21 protein-coding genes are annotated in these 25,317 nt (G+C 44.3%); 11 read left to right on the forward strand and 10 right to left on the reverse strand.

Going from position 1 to position 25,317, the window contains the following annotated elements; all coding sequences use genetic code 11:
• Window positions 1-30: 30 nt before the first annotated feature.
• The 4 genes from LU361_RS08970 to LU361_RS08985 all read right to left on the reverse strand — a co-directional run bounded on the left by LU361_RS08970 (window position 31) and on the right by LU361_RS08985 (window position 7,425).
• The gene (locus LU361_RS08970; protein ID WP_233088513.1) at window positions 31-2,715 is read right to left on the reverse strand and encodes a hybrid sensor histidine kinase/response regulator; all 2,685 of its coding nucleotides are present in this window, start codon (window positions 2,713-2,715) and stop codon (window positions 31-33) included.
• Window positions 2,708-3,901 (reverse strand): nitric oxide-sensing protein NosP, encoded by a 1,194-nt coding sequence (nosP, locus tag LU361_RS08975; RefSeq protein ID WP_233088514.1) that lies wholly within the window; start codon window positions 3,899-3,901, stop codon window positions 2,708-2,710. The genes LU361_RS08970 and nosP overlap by 8 nt, the downstream gene beginning before the upstream one ends.
• Before the next feature lie 455 nt (window positions 3,902-4,356).
• Window positions 4,357-5,874 (reverse strand): acetaldehyde dehydrogenase ExaC, encoded by a 1,518-nt coding sequence (exaC, locus tag LU361_RS08980; protein WP_233088515.1) that lies wholly within the window; start codon window positions 5,872-5,874, stop codon window positions 4,357-4,359.
• Between the two features lie 369 nt (window positions 5,875-6,243).
• Window positions 6,244-7,425: a porin gene (locus LU361_RS08985; protein WP_233088516.1), complete on the reverse strand. Its 1,182-nt coding sequence runs from the start codon at window positions 7,423-7,425 to the stop codon at window positions 6,244-6,246.
• Between the two features lie 750 nt (window positions 7,426-8,175).
• Here LU361_RS08985 and LU361_RS08990 point away from each other — a divergent pair.
• Window positions 8,176-10,206 carry a TonB-dependent receptor gene (locus LU361_RS08990; protein ID WP_233088517.1) on the forward strand — a complete coding sequence of 677 codons (2,031 nt, stop codon included), beginning with the start codon at window positions 8,176-8,178 and terminating at the stop codon, window positions 10,204-10,206.
• A gap of 405 nt (window positions 10,207-10,611) precedes the next feature.
• On the opposite strand, the gene LU361_RS08995 is transcribed toward LU361_RS08990, so the two are convergent.
• A complete protein-coding gene (locus LU361_RS08995) occupies window positions 10,612-11,460 on the reverse strand; it encodes an alpha/beta hydrolase (protein WP_233088518.1) in 849 nt (282 codons plus the stop codon).
• A 628-nt stretch (window positions 11,461-12,088) separates the two neighbouring features.
• Here LU361_RS08995 and LU361_RS09000 point away from each other — a divergent pair.
• The 7 genes from LU361_RS09000 to LU361_RS09030 all read left to right on the forward strand — a co-directional run bounded on the left by LU361_RS09000 (window position 12,089) and on the right by LU361_RS09030 (window position 17,674).
• Window positions 12,089-12,490 (forward strand): DUF3224 domain-containing protein, encoded by a 402-nt coding sequence (locus LU361_RS09000; protein ID WP_233088519.1) that lies wholly within the window; start codon window positions 12,089-12,091, stop codon window positions 12,488-12,490.
• Window positions 12,491-12,585: 95 nt separating this feature from the next.
• The gene (gene trmL, locus LU361_RS09005; protein ID WP_233088520.1) at window positions 12,586-13,050 is read left to right on the forward strand and encodes a tRNA (uridine(34)/cytosine(34)/5-carboxymethylaminomethyluridine(34)-2'-O)-methyltransferase TrmL; all 465 of its coding nucleotides are present in this window, start codon (window positions 12,586-12,588) and stop codon (window positions 13,048-13,050) included.
• Between the two features lie 40 nt (window positions 13,051-13,090).
• Window positions 13,091-13,534 (forward strand): flavodoxin domain-containing protein, encoded by a 444-nt coding sequence (locus LU361_RS09010; protein WP_233088521.1) that lies wholly within the window; start codon window positions 13,091-13,093, stop codon window positions 13,532-13,534.
• Window positions 13,531-14,058, forward strand: coding sequence for a flavodoxin FldB (fldB, locus tag LU361_RS09015; protein WP_350338010.1), 528 nt, complete (start codon window positions 13,531-13,533; stop codon window positions 14,056-14,058). The genes LU361_RS09010 and fldB overlap by 4 nt, the downstream gene beginning before the upstream one ends.
• A gap of 24 nt (window positions 14,059-14,082) precedes the next feature.
• The gene (gene mnmC1 / locus LU361_RS20305) at window positions 14,083-16,203 is read left to right on the forward strand and encodes an FAD-dependent 5-carboxymethylaminomethyl-2-thiouridine(34) oxidoreductase MnmC1 (RefSeq protein WP_233088522.1); all 2,121 of its coding nucleotides are present in this window, start codon (window positions 14,083-14,085) and stop codon (window positions 16,201-16,203) included.
• A 92-nt stretch (window positions 16,204-16,295) separates the two neighbouring features.
• Window positions 16,296-16,700, forward strand: a complete 405-nt coding sequence (locus LU361_RS09025; RefSeq protein WP_233088523.1) for a late competence development ComFB family protein — start codon at window positions 16,296-16,298, stop codon at window positions 16,698-16,700.
• 131 nt (window positions 16,701-16,831) lie between these two features.
• Window positions 16,832-17,674 carry a glutaminyl-peptide cyclotransferase gene (locus tag LU361_RS09030; RefSeq protein WP_233088524.1) on the forward strand — a complete coding sequence of 281 codons (843 nt, stop codon included), beginning with the start codon at window positions 16,832-16,834 and terminating at the stop codon, window positions 17,672-17,674.
• A 5-nt stretch (window positions 17,675-17,679) separates the two neighbouring features.
• Here the strand turns inward: LU361_RS09030 and LU361_RS20310 are convergent, their stop codons facing one another.
• The gene (locus tag LU361_RS20310; protein WP_233088525.1) at window positions 17,680-18,705 is read right to left on the reverse strand and encodes a DUF484 family protein; all 1,026 of its coding nucleotides are present in this window, start codon (window positions 18,703-18,705) and stop codon (window positions 17,680-17,682) included.
• Between the two features lie 150 nt (window positions 18,706-18,855).
• Here LU361_RS20310 and cobB point away from each other — a divergent pair, with 150 nt between their 5' ends.
• Entirely contained in the window at window positions 18,856-19,587 is a 732-nt protein-coding gene (gene cobB / locus LU361_RS09040; protein ID WP_233088526.1) for a Sir2 family NAD+-dependent deacetylase, read from the forward strand.
• A 154-nt stretch (window positions 19,588-19,741) separates the two neighbouring features.
• Entirely contained in the window at window positions 19,742-20,341 is a 600-nt protein-coding gene (locus tag LU361_RS09045) for a DUF4202 domain-containing protein (protein ID WP_233088527.1), read from the forward strand.
• A 34-nt stretch (window positions 20,342-20,375) separates the two neighbouring features.
• On the opposite strand, the gene LU361_RS09050 is transcribed toward LU361_RS09045, so the two are convergent.
• From LU361_RS09050 to LU361_RS09060, 3 genes are all read right to left on the reverse strand, one after another.
• On the reverse strand, window positions 20,376-20,744 hold the full coding sequence (locus tag LU361_RS09050) for a hypothetical protein (RefSeq protein WP_233088528.1): 369 nt from the start codon (window positions 20,742-20,744) through the stop codon (window positions 20,376-20,378).
• A gap of 612 nt (window positions 20,745-21,356) precedes the next feature.
• The gene (trhO, locus tag LU361_RS09055; protein WP_233088529.1) at window positions 21,357-22,310 is read right to left on the reverse strand and encodes an oxygen-dependent tRNA uridine(34) hydroxylase TrhO; all 954 of its coding nucleotides are present in this window, start codon (window positions 22,308-22,310) and stop codon (window positions 21,357-21,359) included.
• 186 nt (window positions 22,311-22,496) lie between these two features.
• On the reverse strand, window positions 22,497-22,808 hold the full coding sequence (locus tag LU361_RS09060; RefSeq protein WP_233088530.1) for a BolA family protein: 312 nt from the start codon (window positions 22,806-22,808) through the stop codon (window positions 22,497-22,499).
• A 456-nt stretch (window positions 22,809-23,264) separates the two neighbouring features.
• Between LU361_RS09060 and LU361_RS09065 the strand changes: the two genes are divergently transcribed.
• On the forward strand, window positions 23,265-23,462 hold the full coding sequence (locus tag LU361_RS09065; protein WP_233088531.1) for a hypothetical protein: 198 nt from the start codon (window positions 23,265-23,267) through the stop codon (window positions 23,460-23,462).
• A gap of 262 nt (window positions 23,463-23,724) precedes the next feature.
• Here LU361_RS09065 and LU361_RS09070 read toward each other — a convergent pair whose 3' ends face one another.
• On the reverse strand, window positions 23,725-25,248 hold the full coding sequence (locus LU361_RS09070) for a DUF3612 domain-containing protein (protein WP_286206466.1): 1,524 nt from the start codon (window positions 25,246-25,248) through the stop codon (window positions 23,725-23,727).
• Window positions 25,249-25,317 lie beyond the last annotated feature (69 nt).

A 25,317-nucleotide genomic window follows, 5' to 3' on the forward strand; every position in this document is an offset into this window, starting at 1 on the left:
CTTATGGGACGATGTGAAACCTAAGAATTTTTAGGTTTCAACAAATCGTAGCCGATTAGCAATTGCTGTTTTAAGCTTTAACGGCTTGATGGGTTTGTTTAATAAAACAAAGCCAAAGCTTTTTGCTAATTGCCTTAAATCATTAGAATAATTTGCCGTTGCCAGAATCACCGGAATATTTTTCGGATTATTGGGATTCTGGGCAAGGGTATATTCTTTGATTAAATCGATGGCTTGAATACCCGTTGTGTTATCGTCGAGGTGATAGTCCGCTACCACAACATCGGGTAAATCGCCGCCTTTGAGAAGGTGGCTTTTTAATTCTTCCAATGTTTGTACTGTAGTCACTTTGCATTCCCAGCGTTTTAATAACGATTCCATACCCTGACAAATTTCTGGGTCATTATCGATCACTAAAATATTTGAATACTGAATCGATTCACTGAGAATGTCGGCAGGAAACGCGGGCATGATTGTTGGCACTTTTGCTTTCCCATAAGGAATAACAACCGAGAAACAAGAGCCACTGCCTGGGCGAGATGAGACGTTAACCTTGTGACCCAACACACCGGCAATTTTATCGACGATAGCAAGGCCAAGTCCCAAGCCTTTATCAAAGCGGTTATTTTTTCGATCAAGACGTCTGAATTCTTGGAATATCTCTTCTAATTTTTCTTCGGCAATACCAATGCCGGTGTCCCAAACTTGAACTTCCAAACCGTTGGCGCGTCGACGACAGCCGACCAGCAGTTTGCCGGTTTCTGTGTAACGAATGGCATTGGTGAGTAAATTTCTGATGATTCTCGCCAACAGTTGGCTGTCGGTATAGACGTAGGCACTGGAAGGGACGTAAGTCAGTGATAGATCGGATTTATCAGCCAGCCGTGAAAATTCGCCGACGAGCTTACTCAATAAATCGTCGACATTAAATGAATCTGGCACAGCTTCAACCACACCGGCTTCAAGCTTAGAAATGTCTAATAATGAATTGATTAACGTTTCCATATTCTCCAGCGAATAATTCAATGAGCTGACTAACTCATTGCCTTCGCCGGGCATATTCAGTTCCGACAACGCTGTTGCAAATAAACGCGCTGCGTTCATCGGTTGCAATACGTCGTGACTGGCCGCTGCCAGGAATTTTGTTTTCGATTCGTTGGCTTGTTCGGCTTCTTTTTTGGCGTTCAGCAAATTAATTTCAATGATTTTTCGTTCACTGATTTCTTTGCGTAGTTGCTCGTTAATTTTTGAAATTTGGTGGGTGCGCTCTTCAACCCGCTGTTCCATGTAATGGTATGCGTGTTCCAGAGCCAGGGCGGTTTTTCTCTGCTCGGTAATATCGTGTGCAAGACTGAAAAACCCCAATACCTGGCCGTTGCTGCCAAAATCTGGAACGTAGGTTTTTTTAGAAATTCTTCCTTTGCCAACGCCGCTTAGTTGTTCAACTTCAAATGTTACTCGCTGGCCTTTTAAGACTCGGCGAATGTGGGGAAGGTGAGCTTCGTAATCTTCAATTTCGTATAAGTCGCGTAAATGACGACCGATCATGTCTTTCTTTTTCACGCCGAACCAATCTTCAAAAGATCGGTTGGCAAATTCGTACACCAAATTTTTATTCATGTACGCGATCAACGCGGGCATGGCGTCGGTGATTAATCGAATTCGTTCTTCACTTTCTCGCAAGGCGGCTTCTTGTTGGAAGCGTTCGGTGATGTCAGTGTAGGTATTTACAAAGCCTCCGCCGGACATAATATTCCTGCGAACTAAAATAACCCGGCCGTTGGATAAGTGTTTAATAAATTCCCGGTGTTGATAGTCGGGCTCTTTTCCTGCTAATGCGTGCCGTATCGTGACATCTTGCAGTTCACTGTCTGCCATTAAATTGGGAAAGTGATCGCCTTGAGCAACATTTTTTGGATCAATTTTCGCCATCTCGATAAAGCGGCGATTCCAAGACTGAATTTTGAGATCGCTGTTGACCAGCGCCACACCCAACGACATATTTTCTAAGGTGGACTGCAAAATTTCGGCTTGTTCTTTTAAGACCTGTTCTTGGCGTAACTGCTCGCTGGCTTTGAGCGCGGTAATATCGGTATAAACAACCACTAAACCACCTTCTGCGGTGGGTCGTTCTGACATTTGAATCCAGCGACCGGATTGAGTTTTAAAAACCAACGGTGCGGTACGGCCATTGTTAAACGCAGATTTTGCGCTGGATTTTACCGTGGTATCAATAACGCGTTGCTCAATAGAGCTGTTTAAAATGTCGTTAAAGGTTGTTTCACCGGCGATAAAATCATCAGCACCCGCGCCCCACATTTCTTTAAATCGAGCGTTGGCGAGAATCATACGTCGGTCAGCGTCAAACAATACCAACGACTCCGAAATACTATCGATAGCGTCTTTCAAACGTTGACGCGTAATTTTTGATTCGGTTTGGGAGCGCTCGAGTTTTTCGTTACTTTCGGCAAGGCGAATGTGAGTTTGGCGCAGTTGATAAAAATGTTCTTGGACTTTTGCCGCCAACATTGCCGCACTTTCAAAAGAGCGATAGGCATCGCTGTGGTTGCCCCAGCCCATTTCCACGCGCTGAATCAATACGGAATTGATTTTTTTGAGTTTGCTGTTTTCTTTTTCTAACTCATCAATTCGCGCTTGTAAGCTGCGCGAATCAACCGAGTGAGAGTGGGATTTGTACGCATCTAATTTAGTCATCTAAATGCCTGCCAATAGCGACGCCGGTAAAAGTATGATTTAAATGCATGCCATCAAGTTGCTCGCCATAAGTGTTAAATCCAATTACATTGTGGCGAGCGTACAGGTCTGAGATTTTTTTGCAAAGATCAAATTTTTCAATTTCTATTCTGCGATAAATGCAGTCGCAGGCGAACAATAATTCAGGAACGCCAATTTCACTGGTAATTTCGGAAAAAAGCGATTTGGTGTGATCGAGAACACCGGAAGAATTTAACTGGGTTAACACAATACCTACGTCGATCGCGCAGAAAAAGGTGAGGCTTAAGTCTTCGTGCACTTGCTGAATTGAGCGTACGTAAATGGAGTCACTCAATTGCACTCCCAGCGGGTTGAGAGCAAAGGTTTCCGAATTTAAATCTTTTAAATCCAAATTGTGGATTCGGCAGTACTCCAATGCCGCCGGTTCGGCGTTGAGTTCATACACTCGTCGCGCGCTGGGTGCGGCTCGTGTCACCACCAGTTTTTCGCCAGTCGACACCAAGTGGTGAGACTGAAATACGCGAAAAGGATGCTTAGTATTAATCAATAATAATATAGCGGCGTCGCTGTGAAAGCGGCCGTCGTAAAAAACTTGTGTGTGGTGAAAGTGTAAATTGTCGCCAGCCGAACCACCCACCAACGGAATATTATTTAACGCGGTTCGATAAGCTTTTAACACCAGCTCTTCACGAATCGACATGCCATCTTGAAGTGTCAAACCAAAACTGTGGGTTTTAATGGGAGCAACGGCTTTGGCTTCTAGCTTACCCATTATATCGTCGACCAGCAGCTTGGCGTCTTCTTCGGTAAATTCGGCTAAATTGGTTACGCAGTTCGATTCAATAACAAAATGGTCTGGCGGTAATAAAAATGCGGTGATGGAACGTTTAGCGAGTCCGTGAGGAGTAATTTCGCCAGCGGTTGTGCAACCAACCACGTTACATCCGGTAAAGAAGCGATTAATTTCTGCGGCTAACAAATTCAAATCATAATCTGCACAGCAGAAGAAAAACACGCAAGCGTTTTCAATACGACCCAACGATTCGAAGATTTCTTTCACCGCCTCAGAGGCATTCCAGCAACTGGAGCTGGCTTTAAGTACTGTGGGGCTGGTTAATAATGAATGACTGATTTTGTCTGGTTCGTCTGTATATAAGCGTTCCATGATAAACCTATTCGTTGAGTCGAAAATTGTCATGCAGCATCGTTAGAGCTGGTTACTGGCTCTAGTATCCGATCATACGGATCTGATCTCTTTTGTCGATGTCACCCGCTAGACCTTTAATAACGCGTCTCGACCCGAAAAAACGGATTTGCCTAAATGGCCTTAGTAAGTTTATGAGAACAAGTGTCGGTAAGACACTCTACTTTGGATGGAAATTTGAGTTTGGCGGGATAAGCAGAAAAAAAGGGCCCGTGAACAGAGGCCCAAGAGTTTGCTTTAAATTGAGGAGGGTATAACTCCGGGTGGGCAGCTAATTGCTCTAAAGCAAACTAAACGCCTACGCTATCGTCAAAAGAGGAAAGTCGTACATGAACGCATCCCGTATTCACGGTTTTCAAGGCACGTCCTTGTGCCCGTTAACCTAAGGTTTCTAACCTTCTCTAAATCGAATCGACTTAGAAGAAACCTAGTGGGTTAATATCGTAGCTCACCAACAAGTTTTTGGTTTGTTGGTAATGATCAAGCATCATTTTGTGGTTTTCACGGCCGATACCTGATTTTTTGTAACCACCGAATGCAGCGTGAGCTGGGTAGTGGTGGTAACAGTTGGTCCATACGCGGCCAGCTTCAATACCACGACCAACGCGGAATGCGCGGTTCATGTCACGAGTCCAAAGACCGGCACCCAGACCGAATTCAGTGCTGTTAGCGATTGCTAATGCTTCTGATTCATCTTTAAAAGTAGTTACGCCAACCACTGGGCCGAAGATTTCTTCTTGGAAAACGCGCATGTCGTTGTTACCGCGAAGTAGTGTTGGCTCAATGTAGAAACCGTTGGCGAAACCAGGAACGTTTGCAGGGCCACCGCCGATAAGTACTTCAGCGCCTTCTTGACGGCCAATTTCCAAGTAGCCCAAGATTTTTTCGTACTGAGCAGCAGAAGCTTGCGCACCTACTTGAGTTTCAGTATCGAGCGGGTCGCCACGCTTAATTTGTTGCGTGCGGCTAATGACTAGAGAAATGAAATCGTCGTAGATTTTTTCGTGAATCAATGCGCGTGAAGGACACGTACAAACTTCACCTTGGTTGAAGAACGCAAGTACCATACCTTCAACGGCTTTGCTTAGGTATTCGTCTTCGTAGTTAGTAACATCGTCGAAGTAGATGTTAGGAGATTTACCGCCAAGTTCTACCGTCGATGGAATGATGTTTTCAGCGGCACATTTTAGAATGTGTGAACCGACTGGGGTAGAACCTGTGAATGCAATTTTAGCGATGCGAGTGCTGGTTGCTAATGCTTCGCCGGCTTCGCGACCAAAACCGTTAACAACGTTTAAAACGCCCGCTGGAAGTAGATCGCCAATTACATCCATAAGTACAAGAATGGACGCTGGAGTTTGTTCAGCAGGCTTAAGAACAATACAGTTACCTGCAGCCAATGCTGGCGCTAATTTCCAAGCAGCCATCAACAATGGGAAGTTCCAAGGAATAACTTGGCCAACAACGCCTAATGGCTCATGGTAGTGGTAAGCAACGGTGTTTGCGTCGATTTCACCAATGCTACCTTCTTGAGCACGGATACAACCGGCGAAGTAGCGGAAGTGATCGGCTGAAAGTGGAATATCAGCGTTTAGTGTTTCGCGAACTGCTTTACCGTTGTCCCAAGTTTCTGCTACTGCGAGCTTCTCAAGGTTTTCTTCAATGCGGTCAGCAATTTTTAATAAGATGTTTGAGCGTTCGGTGGCCGAGGTTGCGCCCCAAGCAGATTTTGCTCTGTGTGCAGCGTCTAATGCAAGATTGATATCTGCTTCGTCTGAACGTGGAATTTCACAGAAAACTTCGTTGTTTACCGGAGAAGAGTTTTCGAAGTATTGACCATTTACTGGCGCTACCCACTCTCCGCCAATATAGTTTTGGTAACGTTTGTTAAAGGTGACGACTGAACCTTCTTGTCCTGGTGCAGCATAGATCATAACGAGTACTCCAGATTGAGTTATTTGTTCACTGGCTTGATAAACCAAGCGCAATTGTTTTATCTGTTATGGGTTTTATCGGTAGACGATGACGTATGATTAACCCGAAAAAACATACGCCAAAATAATTGATGAATGAAGTTGTTTAAGGTAATTCGAAAACCTTCACGCATCCTCCGAATTCAACATTCGGAAATTTGTAAATCGTTTTTTATTTTCTCTGGTCTTCACTCGAGAATTATTATTGGACTGACTGGGTAATTCAGACTTTCCTACGGCACCAATGCCGTTCAATTCAATCGCATAATTGAATTTATAAATCTTTTTAACTCCGATTAATTCGTGAAAGAATTAATCGGAGCATTTCACTTAAAAGTTAACAACCGCACCCAGCGCTAATGTGTCGGCTTCTTCAGTGGCTGAACCCACAGAGAATTCATTGATGCTGTACTCAGCAACAAACGTCACATTTTTGTTGTATGCGTGGAACCAAGCGACTTGAGTACCTTCGTTCTCAACAACGGTATCGGTTTCTACTTCGGTTTCACCGTATGAGAAAACAAAACGGTTTTTACCGTGTTTGTAGGCAAGCTGAGTTAGCGTACCGTTGCTATCAACTTCATCGCCGTCTTCAACTAAGAAGTTATTAAGGCCCAAGCCTGCGTCACCACCAGGTCCTAGTAAAAGACCCAATGCTTGACCGTCAAAACCAGAGGCGTGTAATGAGAAACCGCCGACTGAAATTTTGCCGCCAAATGAGAAACCGTTTGAATCGATGGAATCTTCATTTTCTTGATCGGTTGATTGAGTTAGGAAACCTGCGAATGCGTGGAATGAGCCACCGCTAAATTTCGTATTGTAGGTTAATTCACCTTCAAATCGTGGCGCACTTTCTTCACTGCTGCGACCGGTTGGGTTGCGATCTTCTGATGTGTTACCTGGATCAACAACACCTAAAGCCAATTTAAAACCACCGCCAAATTCTGGTGTACGGTAGGTAATTTGCGAGGTTGGTAACGGATAAATATAACCAGAACCAATATTACCGAACGATACGCCGGTGCCGTCAACCAAGCCCAAAGAATCGTTTACGTTACCGTAACCCAGTAGAATTTCATCTAGGAAAATATTGGAACGGCTGAATAAGGTAAAGTCTTTACCAATTAATACCTGTCCCCATTTCCAGTCTAATGTTGCGTAGAATTGACGAACATCAATACCGGTGTCGGTGATTCTTTGGTTACTGTCGTTAATGCTTACCCAAAACGACGAACGTCCACCAATGGTGACGTTTTCCAATTCCTTTTTAAAATTAAAGCCAACCCAGTTAGGTAGGAAACCTGAGCGAACACGCGCTTGGTCTCGATCCTGGCCTGTGATGTCATTTTCAATGCTAGTTTGTGAATAAAAGGTGTTGAATGATGCGTCTACCGAAACAGTACCAATCTTTTCATCATCAAAAAAAGTTATCGCTGCCATACTTGGAGCGCTAATTGCTGAGATTAAAGATGCAAGCACAAGCGGTTTAACGCTTTTATTATTTTTAGTCATGGTTCTGTTTTCCTAGCTGTTATTATTTTTAATAGTTTTAGTCTGCAAAGACTCTGTAATTAATTTTTCCTAAGAAAGCTTAGAAAAAACCTTTAAATACGTGCCTTAATAGATGCTCTCAAATACAAACGCTTGGATAACAAATTCAATTTCCAAGCTAAGCAATAATTACAGTTGAGTATTGCCCGCTAGGTGCTCTGGTGAAATTCGTCAATGGAGTAATTTCGATAACACTTTGGGCCAGTTAAAAAACAGAACTTTAGATTAGTTCCCAAGTACTACGACTTGTGACCAATACTTTGGTGGTAAAAATTCTCACCTTAAGTATCTGAAAAGTGGATTTTGATGAAGTTTTATTCAGTGGAAGACGTACTAAATTGCTGGTTAATACGTAAAAGTCGCCAAGTAATGTGCCCTGAATGTTCATATACGATAATTCGGGCAGATGAGATTGTTAAAAATACCTCGCGCTATATACTTTGAGAACTTATAAAAAATACAAATGTTCAGCGAACCGTTGCTTAATGAATAATATATTTTATATAAAAGATACTTCTATAAAACTGTTTTGATTGTATTTACACGTAAAATATAAAATAAGAATAGAATAGCGTTCGTTGAAGCGAAATATTCAAATAACCAAAAGATAATAACAAACGTCGTAAGGGTTTGTAATAACAATTTCAATAGGTTGAGTTAATAGCGATGAAAGTTACTAATACAATAACGAGAGTACTTGTTGTTTCCTCAATGGCTCTTACCGTGGAGCAAGCCGCTGCCAGCACTGGCGAGATTGAGCAAGTGAACGTCACAGCGCAACGATTCGAAGTCGATAATTCTGAGTATCCCGGTAGTTTGTCTTTGATTGATGACGAAGCCCTCTCGGCAATTCAACACCGCCATATCCAGCAGGCACTGTCTCGGGTTTCTGGTGTGAGTTTGCAGCGTGGTGAAGGACAAGAGTATCTACCCGCAATTCGATCGCCAGTGCTCACGGGCGCTGGTGCCTGCGGTGCTTTCTTAATTGCTCAAGATGGGATACCGGTGCGCTCTTCGGGATTTTGCAACATCAATGAATTGTTTGATGCACACACAGAGTTGGCTGATCAAGTTGAGGTATTAAAGGGGCCAGGGTCGGCTTTTCACGGCTCCAATGCCTTACACGGTGTTATTAATGTTATCACGCCAGACCCGTTAACCAGTCGTGATTTTATTCAGATTGAATCGGGCTCCAATGATTTTTCTCGATTAAAATTTGGTGTTGCCGCTGGTGAAGACAATAATCGCATTGGGGTTTATACCAGTGCCACTCGTGACGGCGGTTATCGAGACAGCTCCGGTTACGATCAGCAAAAAATAACCGTTAAACATCATTACGCTGACAGCAATTATTCCATTGATTCAGGCTTAACCTTTACCAATTTAAATCAGGAAACCGCGGGTTTTATTACTGGATTAAATGCGTTTAAAAGCTCTTCGATTGCCGAAAGTAATCCAAACCCTGAAGCTTTTCGAGATACACAATCCTTGCGTGTTTGGTCAAAAATCTCGTTTGATTTATCCGAGCAAGACCAATTGTTGGTAACACCGTTTTATCGCAACACAGACATGGATTTTCTCCAGCATTTTTTACCGGGCACACCCTTGGAAGAAAATGAGCAAGACGGATTTGGTGTTCAAGCTTCGTGGAAACACATTTTCAACGACCAATTGCATTTAATTACTGGCTTAGATTTCGAATACGCCGAAGGCTCTTTAGTGCAGTCTCAAGATGAACCAACGCAAGGCTCGGCGTTTTTACAAGAAACCATTCCTGTAGGCATTCACTACGATTACGACGTCGATTCGACAATTGTTGCTCCGTTCGCTCATTTATCTTGGGATGTGAGTGAAAAATTAAATCTGACGTTAGGCGTGCGTTACGAAGATACCGAATACGACTACACCAATAACACATTAACCGGAAGAACTCGTGACGACGGCACTGAATGTGGTTTTGGTGGTTGTCGCTATTCCCGACCTGCCAGCGATGTAGATAGCTTCGATAATTTTTCACCGAAATTAAGTGCAGCGTATAAAGTGAATTCGAATGTCTTGGTTTATTCCAGACTTTCTCAAGGGTTCAGAGCGCCACAAGCAACCGAGTTGTACCGATTGCAACGTGATCAACAGGTCACTGATTTAGATTCCGAAGAAGTAAATTCTTTTGAGTTGGGCGTAAAAGGGCGAGTTAATAGATTATCGTTTGATGTTTCTGCGTATTATCTCGAAAAAGACAATTTTATTTTCAGAGACAGTTCGTTTTTTAACGTAGATGATGGTGAAACCGAACACGTTGGTGTAGAAGTTGAATCTTCTTATTCAATCAACAACCAATGGAATATCGCAACAGCACTGTCTTACGCTCGTCACCAATACGAACACGACCAATTTATTGGTGATATCAATATTCGCGGTAACGATATCGATACTGCGCCGAGAGGATTTAGCAGTACAAGACTTTCCTACAGTCCTTCTGACGCTTTAGGATTTGAGTTGGAGTGGTTGTACGTTGGTAGTTATTACTTAGAGCCAGAAAACCTCAATAAATACGAAGGACATGACCTTCTTCATTTGAGAGGCCGTTGGGATGTTAGTGACTCTGTTCAATTGTCATTAAGAGTTGAGAATTTAACCGACAGAAGATACGCAGAGCGTGCTGATTTCACGACCTTTACTGACGAACGTTATTTCCCAGGACGACCACGAAGTGTTTATGCCAGCGTTGATTTTCGTTGGTAATATGAAGAATGTTTCACTGGGTAAGTTTGAAGATCTTTCTTAATTCTTAAAGGCTCTATTAATTTAAGGTCTTTTAATTTTGGAACTTTTAATTTCAATAGCTTTGTTAACCACAGTAGCGTCAAGGATGGACGCTACTTTTGTCAAATCCCTACTTTCGTAACCTTTCTATTTTTATCTGATCATTGCATTAATTTCTTTGCATCCCACTATCTCTTTATTGAACCCAGAGAGAGCTGTGTGAATTATCGCTTTGAAGAAGTAATATTGGTTGAACTTCTGCTGATACTCACAATGGAACTAACATTGTCATCGTCGAGGCATTCTCTTAATACGCCGCCGCCTAAAAAACCTGTAGCCCCTGTGATTAAAACTCTGAGTCCCATGTTTGTATCCTTTTATCAGTTATTGATTAAAAAATTCAGCTACAGCATCTGCTGATACTTTTACTGCCTCGGGTTTGTAATAAAAATCGACATGGCCAAATTCAGGTAGCCCCGAAACCGTGGGATCGTTAGTCAATTTGTCAATGAATGCGGTTGAGCAAATTGCTGTCGATGCGTTAGTTCCGTAAATGACTAAGGTGGGTTGAACAATTTTGTCGGCGTAATGCTCGCACAGAGAAAAAAGTGATTGCATGGCCTGGTCGCCTATATGCAAGTTGGTAAAGTTTGCTACCGCTTTAGGTCCTTTAACACCGTCTCTGCCGTAGTAATCGTAGGAGTCACCCGCTTCCGGGAAAGGGCTTAGTGCAGTGTATTCTTCTTTCGATTGCTCATCGTTCAATCCAAATGGTGCGGTAAAATCAGGTTCGCCAGTTTCATAAATTTTTTGCGTTGAAGCATTGGCGGTAGCAATCATTTGATTGACGATATTTTTGTCGGTCCACTGGAAAGCGTCTGCCGCCATCATTCCTGAGACGGTGGCAATTTTCTTAATTCTGTGGTCTGTTACTGCCGCTGAGGAAATAATAGAACCGCCCTGGCAAATGCCAAGTCCTAGAATTTCCTCTACGTAAGGAAGAGTTCCCAAATAAGAAACTGCATCCCAGGTATTTTCGAGCAATCTAAACATGTATCTAGACTGTTTAAACTCTCCGGGTAATGATGGTGAGTCTCCCATGCCTAAATAATCAAACCCTAAAAATACAAATCCTCTTTTGGCCATTTCTGGGCCGTAAGTTGCCAGCACTTGTTCTTTAACTTGTGGGAACGGACTTGCTCCAACAATTGCTTTGTATTTTTTTGCTTTCATCGAAATTTTCTGGAAGATAAAGGTTGCCCACCAAATCTACACCGAATGATTTAAAGGTTACTTTTTTAACAGTCATGAATTCACACTCTTTTTAATTTAAAAACCTAAAATACCAAACTAAAAACAAACATTTCTTGGGTAGCTGATGGGATGAAATATTAACAAGTAGCAAATGGGCTTTCAGTGCACAAAACTGCGCGATGTGGATACAAAATGACGGAAGAAAGTAAACAGTATTAATGGTGTTTGCTTTTTTTGATTTGAATGGCTATTTGGAGAGAGTCTTAAAAAAGCTGAGTTTAGCCGTTGGCAAATGTGTAATTAATTTAACTGATTAGTGTTGGTAGTTTTTATTTTGTGGGTGTTGATGATATAGAGTGTTGTCGATTTTGACGTGTATATTGATGAGCATTTTAAGGTTTGGCTTAATCGTATTTCTGGTATTTAATTTTATTAAAGTAATTATTACTAATATTTAAGCTAATTATTCAGCCCTCTTGGCCATTCTTTGTGGCTTATGGCGGCGTTATCAGGTTCATGATATTACCCCTAGAATCGTGCTTTGGTTTCGTTTACGCTGGCTTGATTCGTAACTATAACTGGTGTGCATGAACGAGGATGACAGTTAATGGCATTGACCATCATTGAAGGAAGTTTCGATGTTGCTTTAACATCGCAACAGTCAAGCTTAGAAGGTAAGCACGGTATTACGTTTGGCAAAATGCACATTCACAAGACGTATTCTGGCCAGTTGCAAGCGTCCAGTGTCGGGGAAATGTTTACCACGTTAACCCAACAGAAAGGTTCTGCCGGTTACATCGCCCGCGAGCAAGTCGAAGGCACTCTTGTGGGGCGTCAGGGCAGCTTCGTACTTCAACATTTCGGATCAATGAATCGAGGCGATCAAACTCTAATTTTGGAAGTGGTTCCCGATTCTGGTACGGGAGAGTTAATGTCACTTTCCGGTTCCATGAAAATCGAAATTGCTGAGGACGGAAAGCACTTTTATACCTTTGAGTTTGAGCTGTAACGGCGTTGTTGTTATTGCGATGTGAATCAGAGGTTCCTGTTGGCCAAGCTCGTGTTTTATAATCCCGCACTTAATTTCGCTTAAGTGCAGTAATCATGTTGAATGTTGTTCTTTTTGAACCAGAAATCCCGCCAAATACCGGCAATATCATTCGTTTAGGGGCAAATACCGGCTGCAAATTGCAGTTGATTGAGCCTTTGGGGTTCGTCTTAGACGACAAACGCTTGCGTCGTGCGGGCCTCGATTACGGTGAGTGGCAAGACATTAAAGTCCACAAAAACTGGCAGGACTTCCTCGCACAAGAAAACCCCCAAGCGCTCTATGCCATCACCACAAAAGGTCAGCGCTTCCATCACGAAGTCGAATTCAAATCGGGAGATTATCTGGTGTTCGGTCCTGAGAGCCGGGGTCTACCAGCGAATGTACTCGATACGTTGAATCAAGATCAAAAAATTCGAATTCCTATGTTACCCAACAGCCGAAGTATGAACCTATCCAACGCTGCCTCCGTAATCGTCTATGAGGCTTGGCGGCAAATGGGTTTCCCAGGTGGACTTTAACTCGGGTAAAATGTTGGCTAAGTAACGTAGGGAGAAGGGTATGGCTAAGATACAACTGATTGTCGGCAGTGTGATGGGAACGGCAGCGTCGGTTGCCAAAACACTGTCCGAAAAGCTGCAAGCGGCAGGGCACACCACCAGAGTGAATGATGCCTTTCGAAAAGGAGATTTGTCCGAAGACGACGAAATTCTTCTGATTTGTACCTCCAACACGGGTGCCGGAGATTTGCCCGTTAATATCGTTCCTTTGTACCTTCATTTACGCAACGATTTTCCTAATGTTTCGACGCGCCGCTACGGCATCGTCAATCTGGGTGACAGCTCTTACCCAACCTTTGCCCAGGCCGGAAATCATATGGATGAAGCGTTCCAAGATTTGGGCGCAAATCGCATTGGCGACATGTTGGTGATCGACGCACTCAGCGGCGAAGATCCTAACAGTGTTGCAGAAACTTGGTTAGCAGATTGGATTCAATTGTTGTGACACACAAAGCTATCGCTCTTTTTTATGGCAGTTCTACCTGCTACACCGAAATGGCCGCAGAAAAAATCGCAAAATACTTGGGTGAAGATCAAGTCGATGTATTCAACATTGCTGACGAACCCATCGTTAACGCCGGATTTTATCGCAATGTGATCATGGGAATTCCAACTTGGGATTACGGCGAATTACAAGAAGACTGGGAAGAAATTTGGGACGAAATCGATACCATTGATTTCTCAGGTAAAACTGTTGCCTTATTCGGCCTGGGCGACCAAGTGGGCTACCCTGAGTGGTTTTTGGATGCGCTGGGTTACTTGCACGCAAAATTAAAAGCCAATGGCGCAACTCTTGTCGGTTATTGGCCCGCCGAAGGTTACGAGTTTGAACAATCAAAAGCACTGACCACTGATGGCGAGCAATTTGTGGGTTTGGCGCTTGATGAAGAAAATGAATTTGACCAATCCGATCAGCGCATTGCGATTTGGTGTGACAGCATAAAACCGCATTTTCATTTGGACCCGTAATTTTTATTCTGAGCTAACGCTTTCGTGACAGATTCACCCCCAACTTTTTCATACGCTCAACTCAATTGGGATGAGCAAGGCCAGCCGATTTCTTCCGTATTCGGCGATGTTTATTTTTCTAAAACCGACGGCCTGGGGGAAACCGAGTACGTTTTCCTCCATCACAATCAACTGGCGCAACGCTGGCAGGCGTTATCAGAAAACGAATCCTTTGTTATTGGTGAAACCGGTTTTGGCACTGGTTTAAATTTTCTGTGTGCCTGGAATACTTGGTTGCAAACCGCACCGGCTTCTGGGCAATTGCATTTTGTTTCGGTGGAGCGCTATCCGCTGTCGTTAGAAAGCCTAGAAAAATCCCTCGAACTTTGGCCGCAATTAAAACCACTCAGTGACCAGTTAATTCATCAATACCCAAAATGTTTGGTGGAAGGTGTTCATCGGCTGGAATTTGCCAACGTGTCATTGACGTTGATCATCGGTGATGCGGTGCCGGGTTTTAAAGAATTACAGGCCAGCTTCCATCCAGATTATTCCGGCGGCTTTGCTGGCAGTTCAATGGATGCTTGGTTTTTAGATGGTTTTGCGCCGTCAAAAAATCCGCAGATGTGGTCGCAGGATTTATTCGAAATTATTGCTCGGTTGAGCAAACCACAAACCACCTTTGCTACGTTTACCAGCGCCGGATTGGTTCGGCGCGGTTTGGCGGCTGTTGGTTTTTCGGTTGTGAAAGAAAAAGGCTACGGCAATAAGCGTGAAATGATTCGCGGCGTATTTGATCCCGCGTTGATTGAGGCGAGTGAGCCCGAACTGGTTAAACCAGAGCCTCTAGAGCAAACAGCAGAACCTCGAAAACCGATTGTGGTTCGCTGCCAAGAAACTCCCTGGCAGGTGATGGGGGAGACGCCCGAAAAATACCAATCCCATCGTTGGCAAGAAAAAACCGTTGCGGTGATTGGCGGCGGTTTAGCGGGTTGTATTTCCGCGTACGCGTTAAGTCAGAGAGGGTTTGATGTTCAAATTTTTGAGTCGCAAGACGATATTGCTCAAGCGGCCTCTGGTAATCCTCAAGGTGTGGTGTACGCACGGATGTCACCCGAGACGGGATCTTTACCGAATTTTAATTTGCAGGCATTGCAAGCCGCAGAGCGTTTTTACGCGCCTTTTTGGTCGGATTATCCGAGCATTGGTAAGCGCTGCGGTGTGTTGCAATTAGCGTTTAATGACAAGCAACAAGCGTTGCAGGATCAAATCAGCGCGCGCTTTGGTCATCAAGATTTATTCAGTACGTTAGATTCCACAGCGGCTTCAGAACTCGCCGGAGTATCGCTCAATCACGGTGGACTGTATTTTCCCGATTGCGGCTGGGTTCATCCGCGTAATCTTTGCCGCACATTGCTTGCTCAAAAAGATATTCCTGTACAGGCGAGTTGCACGGTCACCAAAATCAAATTTGAGCACGGTTTATGGACGCTTTTTGACGACAGGAAAACCCCGCTCGGGCAGTTTAGTCACGTGGTTGTCGCCAATGCCAAAGATGCGTTAGCGTTAAAACAAAGCCAACATCTGCCGTTGCGCTCTGTGCGTGGTCAGGTCAGTTTTGTGCCTTCGACTGCAATGAGTTCGCAGTTAAATATGGTGGTGTGTTCCGAAGGTTATCTCGCCCCGGCCGATGCCAGCGGCCATCATTGCTTGGGCGCCACTTTCAATCCAAAAAGCGAAGATCTCACGGTATTTGAGCACGACCATCTGGCGAATTTCGCTCATATTGACCAGTTCTCGCACGAGCTTGGCCAAGATTTAGCGCCCAAGGCAATCTCCGATATCCGAGGTCGAGCCGCTATTCGATGCACAACCCCGGATTATTTACCGATCGTGGGGCCGTTGCCCATTCCAAAGCGCTTTGACGAACGCTTTGATCGGCTGAGAAAAAATGCTCGTCAGCACATTCCGTGTGCGGGCAGTTATTACCCCGGTTTGTACACCAGCGTGGGTTACGGTTCTCGGGCGTTGGCTTATTTGCCGTTGGCAACGCAGTTGTTGGTCGCGCACATGAACCACGAACCCAATCCCATTGGTTTCGAGTTAGCTCGGGCTCTGCATCCTGCACGATTTTTGATTCGAGATATCGCCCGCAATAAACGTTAATCTCAATAGAAATTGGCGTGTTGGCTATCGGCTGTCGTGATAGCAGCTACACTGATGGTTAGTGTTTGTGTTGATAAAACAAGCGCTGGCTAATGAAAATTCAGAGCCAATCTGAATTTTCTCATCATAAAGTGACGCTACACAGTGAGGATTCCGCCATGCTCTTGCAGCATAAAAGCCGTGCTGTCGCCCCTCAGGGTTTGGATACCATTCATAATTATTACGAACGCTTGGTGTTGGAAGAGATTCGTCACCAAAGCAGTCGTTCGCGCAATGACGAAGACTATTTGGCCGATGTCGCTTGCGTGAGTCTTAATCACCTGCCACCGCGTTACATTCGTTACGACGTTGACATGACGTTTTTTTTATCGCCCCAGGAACAGCGAGAGATGATCGATAAAGTGAAGTTGGCGGTGACCGAGGCCATCAGTTATGTGAGCTTGCGCGAACGCAATGCCGACGGCGAAGTGGAGAACATTTCCCAGGGAGAAGGTTAGAAAGCACGCTTCACGATTACGACGTTCATTTGCTGTCTAACCTATTGTTGGTAATCGATTCGATTTTTGCTCGTAACGATTAAATAGAATTAGTGTTCATATTGGATCGCCGTTAAACTGGTGTTTTTAGAATGAATACTGGATTCTTACGAGTGATTGGTCGAATTACCGCTGTGCTTATTGTTGGATTCTGGTCGATGTTTTCGGCCTCACTTCGCGCCGATAAGCCAATTGAACCCACCATTGCTGACATTCCCTACCAATTGATCGAACAGCAAAACCACGATGCCGGTTTGTTCACCCAGGGAATGTTGGTGCTCGACGGTTGGATCTATGAATCCAGCGGCCGCTACGGCCAATCAAAATTAGCTCGCTACAAAGAATCCGACAGCAGCCAGCTTGTCACTCAGCCGTTATCGAGAACCATTTTTGCCGAAGGTCTGGCGCATTTTAACAATCATTTTTACTTACTGACCTGGCGTGCGGGTAAGGCGTTTGTGTTGGATGAGTACTGGAGCGTGAAGAAAACCTTCAGTTATCAAGGCGAGGGTTGGGGTCTAACGCACGACGGTGAACGACTGATCATGAGCGACGGCTCTGACACACTGCAATTTCGCGATGCTGACACTTTTGAAGTGCTCTCAAGTATTCGTGTGACTGGCGCTGGTCGTACTTGGGATCAGCTGAACGAACTTGAATACACCGACGGAATTGTCTGGGCGAATCGATGGCAAACCAGTGAAATCGTGGCGATTGATCCGCAATCGGGCCGTGTGCTGGGTGTGATTGATCTTTCCGCGTTGAGCAAAAAGCACCAACAGGGTTGGTATAGCAGCGACAAGGTTGCCAATGGTATCGCTTGGAGTTCAGAGCGACAGGCGTTTTGGGTGACGGGAAAATACTGGAATAAGCGGTATTTGATCAAACCTCAGATACCATCCCTGGTAGCATCTGAGGCTGTGGATAACTTGTGATTAAGCTATGAATTTAGCGGAATGACTTTTTCTTTGGCTTGAGAAACCAGCTCGACACCGGCCTTTTCTAACGCGTCTTCACTGAGCCCATTTTTCGTTTTGCGCGCTTTCCACGAGTGCACACCAATCGCTACCTGATCGCCAAAACCCAACTTCATCGTAGAGCGACGGATTCTGTCGGCCAAGGTTTGGCTTTGTCTGGAGTCTGACCCCGGCAGCAAAACGGCAATGCAGTTTTCGTCAATCACAGAGCAGACATCGACGCGACGAATGTTTTCTTTGAGTTCTTTTACCAGTGATTTCAGTACTGGTGTGAGCTGTTCATTGTGAGCGTTTACTATCAATAACATGCACGATAAGTGAGAGGCTTCTCGGCGAGCGCGATCCAGCTCGCGACTCAGCGTGCGATTGAAATAGCGCGCGTTGCCAATCTCAAGAATCGGATCGAGCAGTGACTTTAAATTTTCTCGTTCAATGGCAATTGTGTGGCGCAAGCTCTGGCTGGTGACCGCCGCCAAGTGATCGAGAAGATCTGTACCTTTGCTGGCGACAAAGCGGGCGCTGTCACTGGAGGCAAAATGCAAACTGCCAAAGATTTGCGTTTGATGTTGCAGTGGTAAAAACGCCGCCGAGCCGACTTTGGGGGTGCCGGGAAACAAGCGCGTGGCGGTTAACACATCGACTTCTTGAAGCAGCACCCGAGGCGTGTCTGGGTAGATTTTGTCGTAAAATTCACTGCCACGACGAAGCTGCAATCGGCTTTGGTGATAATTCACCTGCGTGGCGTCAAAAAGCTCTTCCAAACTGCCTTCGGTATCCAACAGAATCAAACTGCTTGAGGCGAGCCGGAAATGTCGGCAAGCTTCATCGAGCAGCAGACTGATGGTTGAGTGAAGGTCAGTTGAGTTGAGTAATGAGAGTTCGAAATTGTGAAAATGTCTTTGGATACGCTGATTGTCATCGATTCGATCCAACAATTGTTGAACAATTTCTCGAAGGCGCCGGTTTTCATTAGCGATACTGATTTCCACGACACTACATCCTATTTGACTGTGAATTTTATATACACGAATTTATTTTCGCTAATGGGGTATCGGCCGCCGGGCCCAGAAATTCAAAAAATTTCTATTCTGACCCGTTTTTGTATTTGACTGTTTGCGAATGTAAGTAAAGGATTTTGTATGTCGCCATTTTCTAATCAACAACCAAAACGCATTGTGGTTCTCACCGGGGCGGGAGTTTCAGCCGAGTCTGGCCTTAAAACCTTTCGAGATAATAATGGCCTGTGGGAAAATCACCGCGTCGAAGAAGTTGCCACGCCAGAAGCCTTTAGTGCGAATCCTGGGTTAGTGCAACGGTTTTACAACGCGCGCCGATCGCAACTGGTTGAAGAAGCTGAGCCTAATAAAGCGCATCAAGCGTTGGCGCAATTTGAGTCGCGTTTTGAGGGTGAATTTTTGCTGGTCACACAAAATGTTGATGATCTTCATGAGCGTGCCGGTAGCGACAAGCTGTTGCATATGCACGGTGAGCTGCGCAAGGTTCGGTGTTCGAAAACCCATCAAGTATACGAGCGAAATGAGCCGTTGTTTTATGAAGAGTTGTGCCCGTGCTGTGGCTTGCCCGGAAAGCTTCGGCCACACATTGTTTGGTTTGGTGAATTTCCCTTATTTATGGAAGAAATTTATCAAGCCCTTGATGACTGCGATTTGTTTGTTTCTATCGGCACTTCCGGCAACGTTTATCCAGCGGCAGGCTTTCAACAGGTGGCACAACAAGCAGGGGCGCACACCGTTGAACTCAATTTAGAGGCTTCCAACGGCGCAGATAGATTTGATGAGCATCATCACGGCCCTGCCACAGAAGTAGTTACCCGTTTCTTTGATCAGTTATTGGAATTACCCAACGGATAGGTTCCAGTGGTTATCGCGGTTACCAATGGGAAAAGAGGGGAAATGCGGTAAATATCGAAGACTGGGTGTAAACTATGGAAAATAATATTGTCAGTTGATGCCTTGGTATCCAACTGATTTTAACTGTAATTCCGTGACTTTCCGAGATTAGCCCATGTCAGATTCAACCAGTAACGTAGGTGATTTAACCGCAACGCTTGCAGAAATTGATCGGTTAAATGGTCAAGACCCCAATCAAGAAGAGTTCGAAGGAAAACTGATTGCCAAAGAAGTTTTGTACAGTCAGCGTATGAGCCAATGCATCGACACGTTTGCGCCCGAGGCGAGTGATTTACTGAAAATCGCTGCTCACGCACAACACATACAGCGCTGGAAAATCCCACGCAGCGACTACCCAATGGATCGTTCTGGGTACAAACGTTGGCGTTTAGAGTTAGGTGCGTTTCACGGAGAAACCACCGCGGAAATCATGGCAAGTCACGGTTATGACGAACAGCAACAACAGCGTGTTAAAGATTTATTATTAAAGAAAAACCTTAAGCGCGACGCCGAAACTCAAACGTTGGAAGACGTTATTTGTTTGGTATTTATCGAATATTATTTAGAGCCCTTCGCTGAAAAGCACACACACGAAAAATTGATTGGCATCATTCAAAAAACGTGGAATAAAATGTCAGAGCAAGGTCATGAACAAGCTTTGAAAGTTACTCTAAAACCAGAGCTGGGTGAACTGGTCACAGAAGCTCTGTCTTAATTTATTCATATGTTTTAGACGTTAACCAACCAGTTTATTCTTCGGCTGGTTGTTTTTCTGAAGATTTCTTTTTCAGAGACAAGATAGGTTTTTTGGCGCGATTGGATTTAATGGTCGTTGATGGCTTCTTCACAACTTTGGGTGACGAGTTGCTGCGGTCATATCGACGATTAGATGGCGCGTCACGAAAGCTGGAGTCTTCTCTGCCTGCCTTTGATATCGCCTCAACTCCGTGGCGTAAGAGTCTGACTTGATCCAACGCCGAAAGGTGCTTTGGAAAAGGGCCTGGATGCACTACTGATGGATTTCTAACCGAGCCTTCGATGGTAAGGGTAAATCCGCATGAGTGAGTGGCTGAAAGTTTTTTTAAATCGACATCCCAGTCTTCAAAATCGATACTCACTTGAACACCCCAAAAAATTTAACGAATTATAATGTGATTTTAAACGCCAAATTGTTGTACGAGGACACACTTTACATAAGTTTACGTGGGTGCCTTGGTATTTTTATAACCAAAAATTATGTTTTTCTGTACAGGCTTGTAATGTATTTGGCGTTGTGTAAATAAGAAAATTTAGGTTAATAATTTTGCAAAGTAGAGGTACTCAGCGCGAACCCGGCGCAGACTACCACAGGCAAATTAATTTACTGAGACAAGCACTGGATTTCTGAAGATCGTTCCAGGCGCAATCGGTTTTTATCTTAATGATTCAGTTGTGCCTAAAATTATTTCTGACTTATTTAAAGAAATCTGGGTTTTTAAAGGTTCGTTAAATTGTGTTAATTAAGCATAAAAACAATTAACCCAGAAGGGATAACGACCTGTGGCACCGTGTTAGATTTTTTAGACTTACTGAATTTTTTGGCTGGAACGGAAGGACCGTAAGCGATTTACTTGAGAATTGGAAACCGCTTTTTTAAATGGATTGTCGAGAGTGCCACCGAATTTTTGGTTACATCAACATTGTTTACAGTAACACGAACGTAACGTTGTTTTTATCGGTGGCGTAATCGCTTATGACTGGGCTGTTGGTTTTTTATTTTTCAGTTGTCGTGCAGGTGGCGGTGCGCCAATGTGAACTTGTTGACGGCTGGCAGCGATTTCAATTTGTTTTTGTCGTTCCTGAAAACGGTGTTTTTGTTCATCCGTTAATTTATCGTAACAGCGAGGGCAGGAAACACCGGCTTGGAATTTCGGCGACAATTTATCGTCTTCGGTGATTGGGTGTCTGCAACCGTGGCACTGATCGTAAATACCTTTCTCAAGACTTTGATTGACCGACACGCGGTTATCGAAAACAAAGCATTCTCCGTCCCACAGGCTTTCGTTTTCTTCAACGTCTTCAAAATATTTTAAAATGCCACCTTGAAGGTGATAGACCTCATCAAAACCTTGCTCTTTGAGGTAAGCAGTGGATTTTTCGCAGCGGATTCCGCCGGTGCAAAACATCGCGACTTTTTTGTGTTTTTCGGGATTCAGATTATTTTTAACGTAATCGGGGAATTCTCGGAACGTTGTCGTATTTGGATTGACCGCATTTTGGAAGGTGCCGATGGCGTATTCGTAGTCGTTGCGGGTATCGACCACGATAACATCTGGATCGGAAATTAGCGCATTCCAATCTTTCGGCTTGACGTAAGTACCAACGACCTTGTTCGGGTCGATGCCCTCAACGCCCATGGTTACAATTTCTTTTTTGAGTTTAACCTTCATTCGATAGAAGGGCTGATCGTCATAAAACGATTCTTTGTGCTCCAAAGCCTCTAAGCGTGGATCACTTTTCAGGTAGGACAAGAGCGCGTCAATGCTCTCTCGTGAACCGGATACGGTTCCGTTGATTCCTTCGTTGGCCAACAACAAGGTTCCTTTGATGCCTTGTTCATTACAAAACGCCAACAATTTCGGTTTAATTTCCTCGAAATCTTCGAGGCGAACAAACCGGTACATTGCCGCAACAACATAACTCATAGATTCACCTAACTTATTACAACATCGTCATCCGCCCTGGCGTAATCAGGGAACGGCCGTAAAAAAGGGCGGCTATTGTATACGTAAATGCAATGAATTGACGAGAACTTGTGCGTCAGTTACTAAAAACCTGCCTACACGGGCGCATGTAGACAGATTGAGTAGACAAGTTTAATAGACGGGAGACTAAGATTTTCCCATGCATTTGGGGGAGTCAGGGGCGATGCCTTGCTTTTGCCATTCTTGTGGCGTGTACGCGTGTATTGCCAGGGCGTGCACACCGTTGGCGAGTTCTTCTTGAACGCATTTGTACACCAGCTGGTGGCGCTGTACGAGGCGTTTGCTCTCGAATTGCTCTGAAACAACCACGACTTTGAAATGGGATTCGGAACCGGGCGGTACATTGTGCATGTAGCTTTCGTTTTCCACACTCAGGTGGCTGGGTGTTAAGCCCGTTGTTAACTTCTCGACAATGCTGTTTTCAATAACCTGTGTCATGATTTTATCTCTGTTCAACAAATGACAAACATGCTTTAGCGTGCAATCTACTGAATACTACTACGTTTGCAAATCCGTTACGAATCAAACGATTACTGATTGAATGCGGTAAATCAAGCAATGAAAAATCGATGCTTAAATACGTCATTTTGCCCGTGCAAATAAATCCGATTTAAGTTCGAGATAATATTAGCGACGCCTGCTTTAACGGATTTATTGTTTCAGAAAATATCGTTTCAGAAAAAATACAAAAAAAGTTGCGGAAAATTAGCTGGTGCTAATTTATTTTTTGTATTTTTGAATGATAAATTGATGTTTTATATTTTGAATATTTCTTTTTATTAAAAGCCTGGCGTGTTTTAGTAAAAAAATTTAATGAGCAAAAACAGGCGCTTTGTTTGAGGCTTGACTATAATTTTTTCGCTTTCGTAGTGAAGAGGAGAAGGAGCTTTAATTATGCCAGCGAGAAGTTGTTTGCAAGATAATCAAGCGGTATTTATGAATCGCCGAAAAGGTGAAGATCGTCGTTTAGAGCAGGATCGATGCAGAGATATGTCAGTAGACTTATACCATCGAAAGCGCCGTAAAACGGTCGATCGACGCGCGTCTAATCGAACATTGGTTGACGACGTTAACGCTTTTTACGATTTATAAAATCGTTAAATTGGATAGTTTTGGAATCGGTAGTTGTTAGCAATAAGCTAATTTTCCTCTCATCTGAATGTGATGGTTGAGTTAAAATTTCAGGGTTCGGTTACGTATTGTTTAAGTGTTTCTTTAGGCAATGCTAATCTTCGAGAGATCGAGTTGTGCGAAAGAATTTAGAATTTTCTGATTCATTTTATTTTGCGGCATGATTAGATATTTCTTTATTCTTTCGCACACTATTTACCTCAGCAGCGCTTTCAATTTTTTATTATTTTGCGTAGCAGCTGGGTTTTCTTGGGCACACAGCCCCTCGTGAACAAATCACCCGCGCTTGGCGCTCTAATCCGCGATTAATCCAAGAAATATTTAATATTCTCGCCACTTTTGATAATTCCTGTTTGATGTCATCGGGAATCGTGGCTGATCCTCCCTGTGACACACAGGTTTCTTTCAAGCTTTGGGCAATGGCATTTGCGTCTTGCATTTGGGTATCGAGCGCGGGATTTAAATCGATACCGGCGCACAATACGTGACTGTTTCCTGCAAGGTCTTGGCCTTTTAAGGATTCACAACAGTAAATTCGCGGGCCGTCTCCGGCGTCTAGTACAGAGATTTGCGCAGAGGTTCCGTCGATGGCCTCGGGTGTTGAAATCATTCTGAACACAGCCCAATGACGGCAAGGGTCTTCTACCAAACGCATATTGCCCCAGGGCAGTGGGATACCATTGCCGCGATACACCGCTTTTAGCGTTCCGGGTGCGTAGGCATCAAAATAGTGCCAGTGAGGATAGGGGGAAACCGCCGTCATTCTGCGCATCGCCACCGCTGGTGATACGCCAATGGTTTTGTGGACTTCAACGCTGTAACCGGTTCGGTCGAGCAATTGTCGAAACGGCACTTTCGGGCACAGTAATGCGCCTGCAAAAAAGCTGCATTCGAAATCTCGCCAGGCTTGCAGTATGTCTTTGGGGTCAACTTCTGAAGAATGCGCTAAGCCAAATTCCCCTTGCTGTAAGGTGATGCCCTGACTTCGCCCGGCCAATAAAATACTTTTTACGCCGTCTTTGTTGTGCAAAATGCAGTGGCCAATGTGCACGGCTAAATCGTACTTCATGCGCGCTGGCTCTTTTTTCAAGACGTTGTGCAAATAAATTTTATTCGGTGCTTCAAAGTACGAGCGCACTAAACTGTTTGATTTCACCCCCAATTCGTCGGCCACTTCTGTCGGCATACTGTCGAACCACACAACTTCCAAGCCCAGTCGGCTGGCGATGGCGATCATGTCATGCTCGTCCAGCGGCATACGCTTTTGGCCCACTTCCTCGGCGGCGCGTTCTAAATCGGGGAAATGATTGCGGTGATATTCCTGATAGGCGCGAATCAACAGCTGCGCAAACTGACGGCCTGTGGTTCCGGTTTGCACCAGCATTTCCGGCAGGGCGATCTGTAAAATTTCGTTGGAGAACAGAAAACTCGGCTCCAACGCCATTCCGCTTATTCCTCCGCGATTGGTTTTTACTGGGCTTATCGCGTTATCTGCTGACGCATCGTCCAAAAACCAACTAATCTCTTTTTGAAAGACTTCGGCAATGACGCCCAACATTTCTTCACTGGGGACGCGTTTGCCCCGCTCGATCATGGATAGATAAGACACGGATGGCGCGAGATCGGCGTTGATTTTTACACAACGCGAAGAGACGTCTTCCATCGTCAAGTGGTTGCTCTTCCTGAGGTTGCGGATTTTCGTGCCAAGAAAATGAGACTTACGCAGTAGATTATTTGAACTTTTCATTTTTGTGAAATTTACACTGTGAAATTTTTATTGTGAAATTTTAGTTAAAAAATTACTACACTACAAACC

This window comes from Sessilibacter corallicola, from assembly GCF_021290925.1.
GTDB lineage: Bacteria > Pseudomonadota > Gammaproteobacteria > Pseudomonadales > Cellvibrionaceae > Sessilibacter > Sessilibacter corallicola.

Excerpts from the sequence above, each read along its gene's own strand:
- LU361_RS08970 (WP_233088513.1), bottom strand. The coding sequence starts at position 2,715 with ATGACTAAATTAGATGCGTACAAATCCCACTCTCACTCGGTTGATTCG.
- nosP (WP_233088514.1), bottom strand. The coding sequence starts at position 3,901 with ATGGAACGCTTATATACAGACGAACCAGACAAAATCAGTCATTCATTA.
- exaC (WP_233088515.1), bottom strand. The coding sequence starts at position 5,874 with ATGATCTATGCTGCACCAGGACAAGAAGGTTCAGTCGTCACCTTTAAC.
- LU361_RS08985 (WP_233088516.1), bottom strand. The coding sequence starts at position 7,425 with ATGACTAAAAATAATAAAAGCGTTAAACCGCTTGTGCTTGCATCTTTA.
- LU361_RS08990 (WP_233088517.1), top strand. The coding sequence starts at position 8,176 with ATGGCTCTTACCGTGGAGCAAGCCGCTGCCAGCACTGGCGAGATTGAG.
- LU361_RS08995 (WP_233088518.1), bottom strand. The coding sequence starts at position 11,460 with ATGAAAGCAAAAAAATACAAAGCAATTGTTGGAGCAAGTCCGTTCCCA.
- LU361_RS09000 (WP_233088519.1), top strand. The coding sequence starts at position 12,089 with ATGGCATTGACCATCATTGAAGGAAGTTTCGATGTTGCTTTAACATCG.
- trmL (WP_233088520.1), top strand. The coding sequence starts at position 12,586 with ATGTTGAATGTTGTTCTTTTTGAACCAGAAATCCCGCCAAATACCGGC.
- LU361_RS09010 (WP_233088521.1), top strand. The coding sequence starts at position 13,091 with ATGGCTAAGATACAACTGATTGTCGGCAGTGTGATGGGAACGGCAGCG.
- LU361_RS09025 (WP_233088523.1), top strand. The coding sequence starts at position 16,296 with ATGAAAATTCAGAGCCAATCTGAATTTTCTCATCATAAAGTGACGCTA.
- LU361_RS09030 (WP_233088524.1), top strand. The coding sequence starts at position 16,832 with ATGAATACTGGATTCTTACGAGTGATTGGTCGAATTACCGCTGTGCTT.
- cobB (WP_233088526.1), top strand. The coding sequence starts at position 18,856 with ATGTCGCCATTTTCTAATCAACAACCAAAACGCATTGTGGTTCTCACC.
- LU361_RS09045 (WP_233088527.1), top strand. The coding sequence starts at position 19,742 with ATGTCAGATTCAACCAGTAACGTAGGTGATTTAACCGCAACGCTTGCA.
- trhO (WP_233088529.1), bottom strand. The coding sequence starts at position 22,310 with ATGAGTTATGTTGTTGCGGCAATGTACCGGTTTGTTCGCCTCGAAGAT.
- LU361_RS09060 (WP_233088530.1), bottom strand. The coding sequence starts at position 22,808 with ATGACACAGGTTATTGAAAACAGCATTGTCGAGAAGTTAACAACGGGC.
- LU361_RS09065 (WP_233088531.1), top strand. The coding sequence starts at position 23,265 with ATGCCAGCGAGAAGTTGTTTGCAAGATAATCAAGCGGTATTTATGAAT.
- LU361_RS09070 (WP_286206466.1), bottom strand. The coding sequence starts at position 25,248 with ATGAAAAGTTCAAATAATCTACTGCGTAAGTCTCATTTTCTTGGCACG.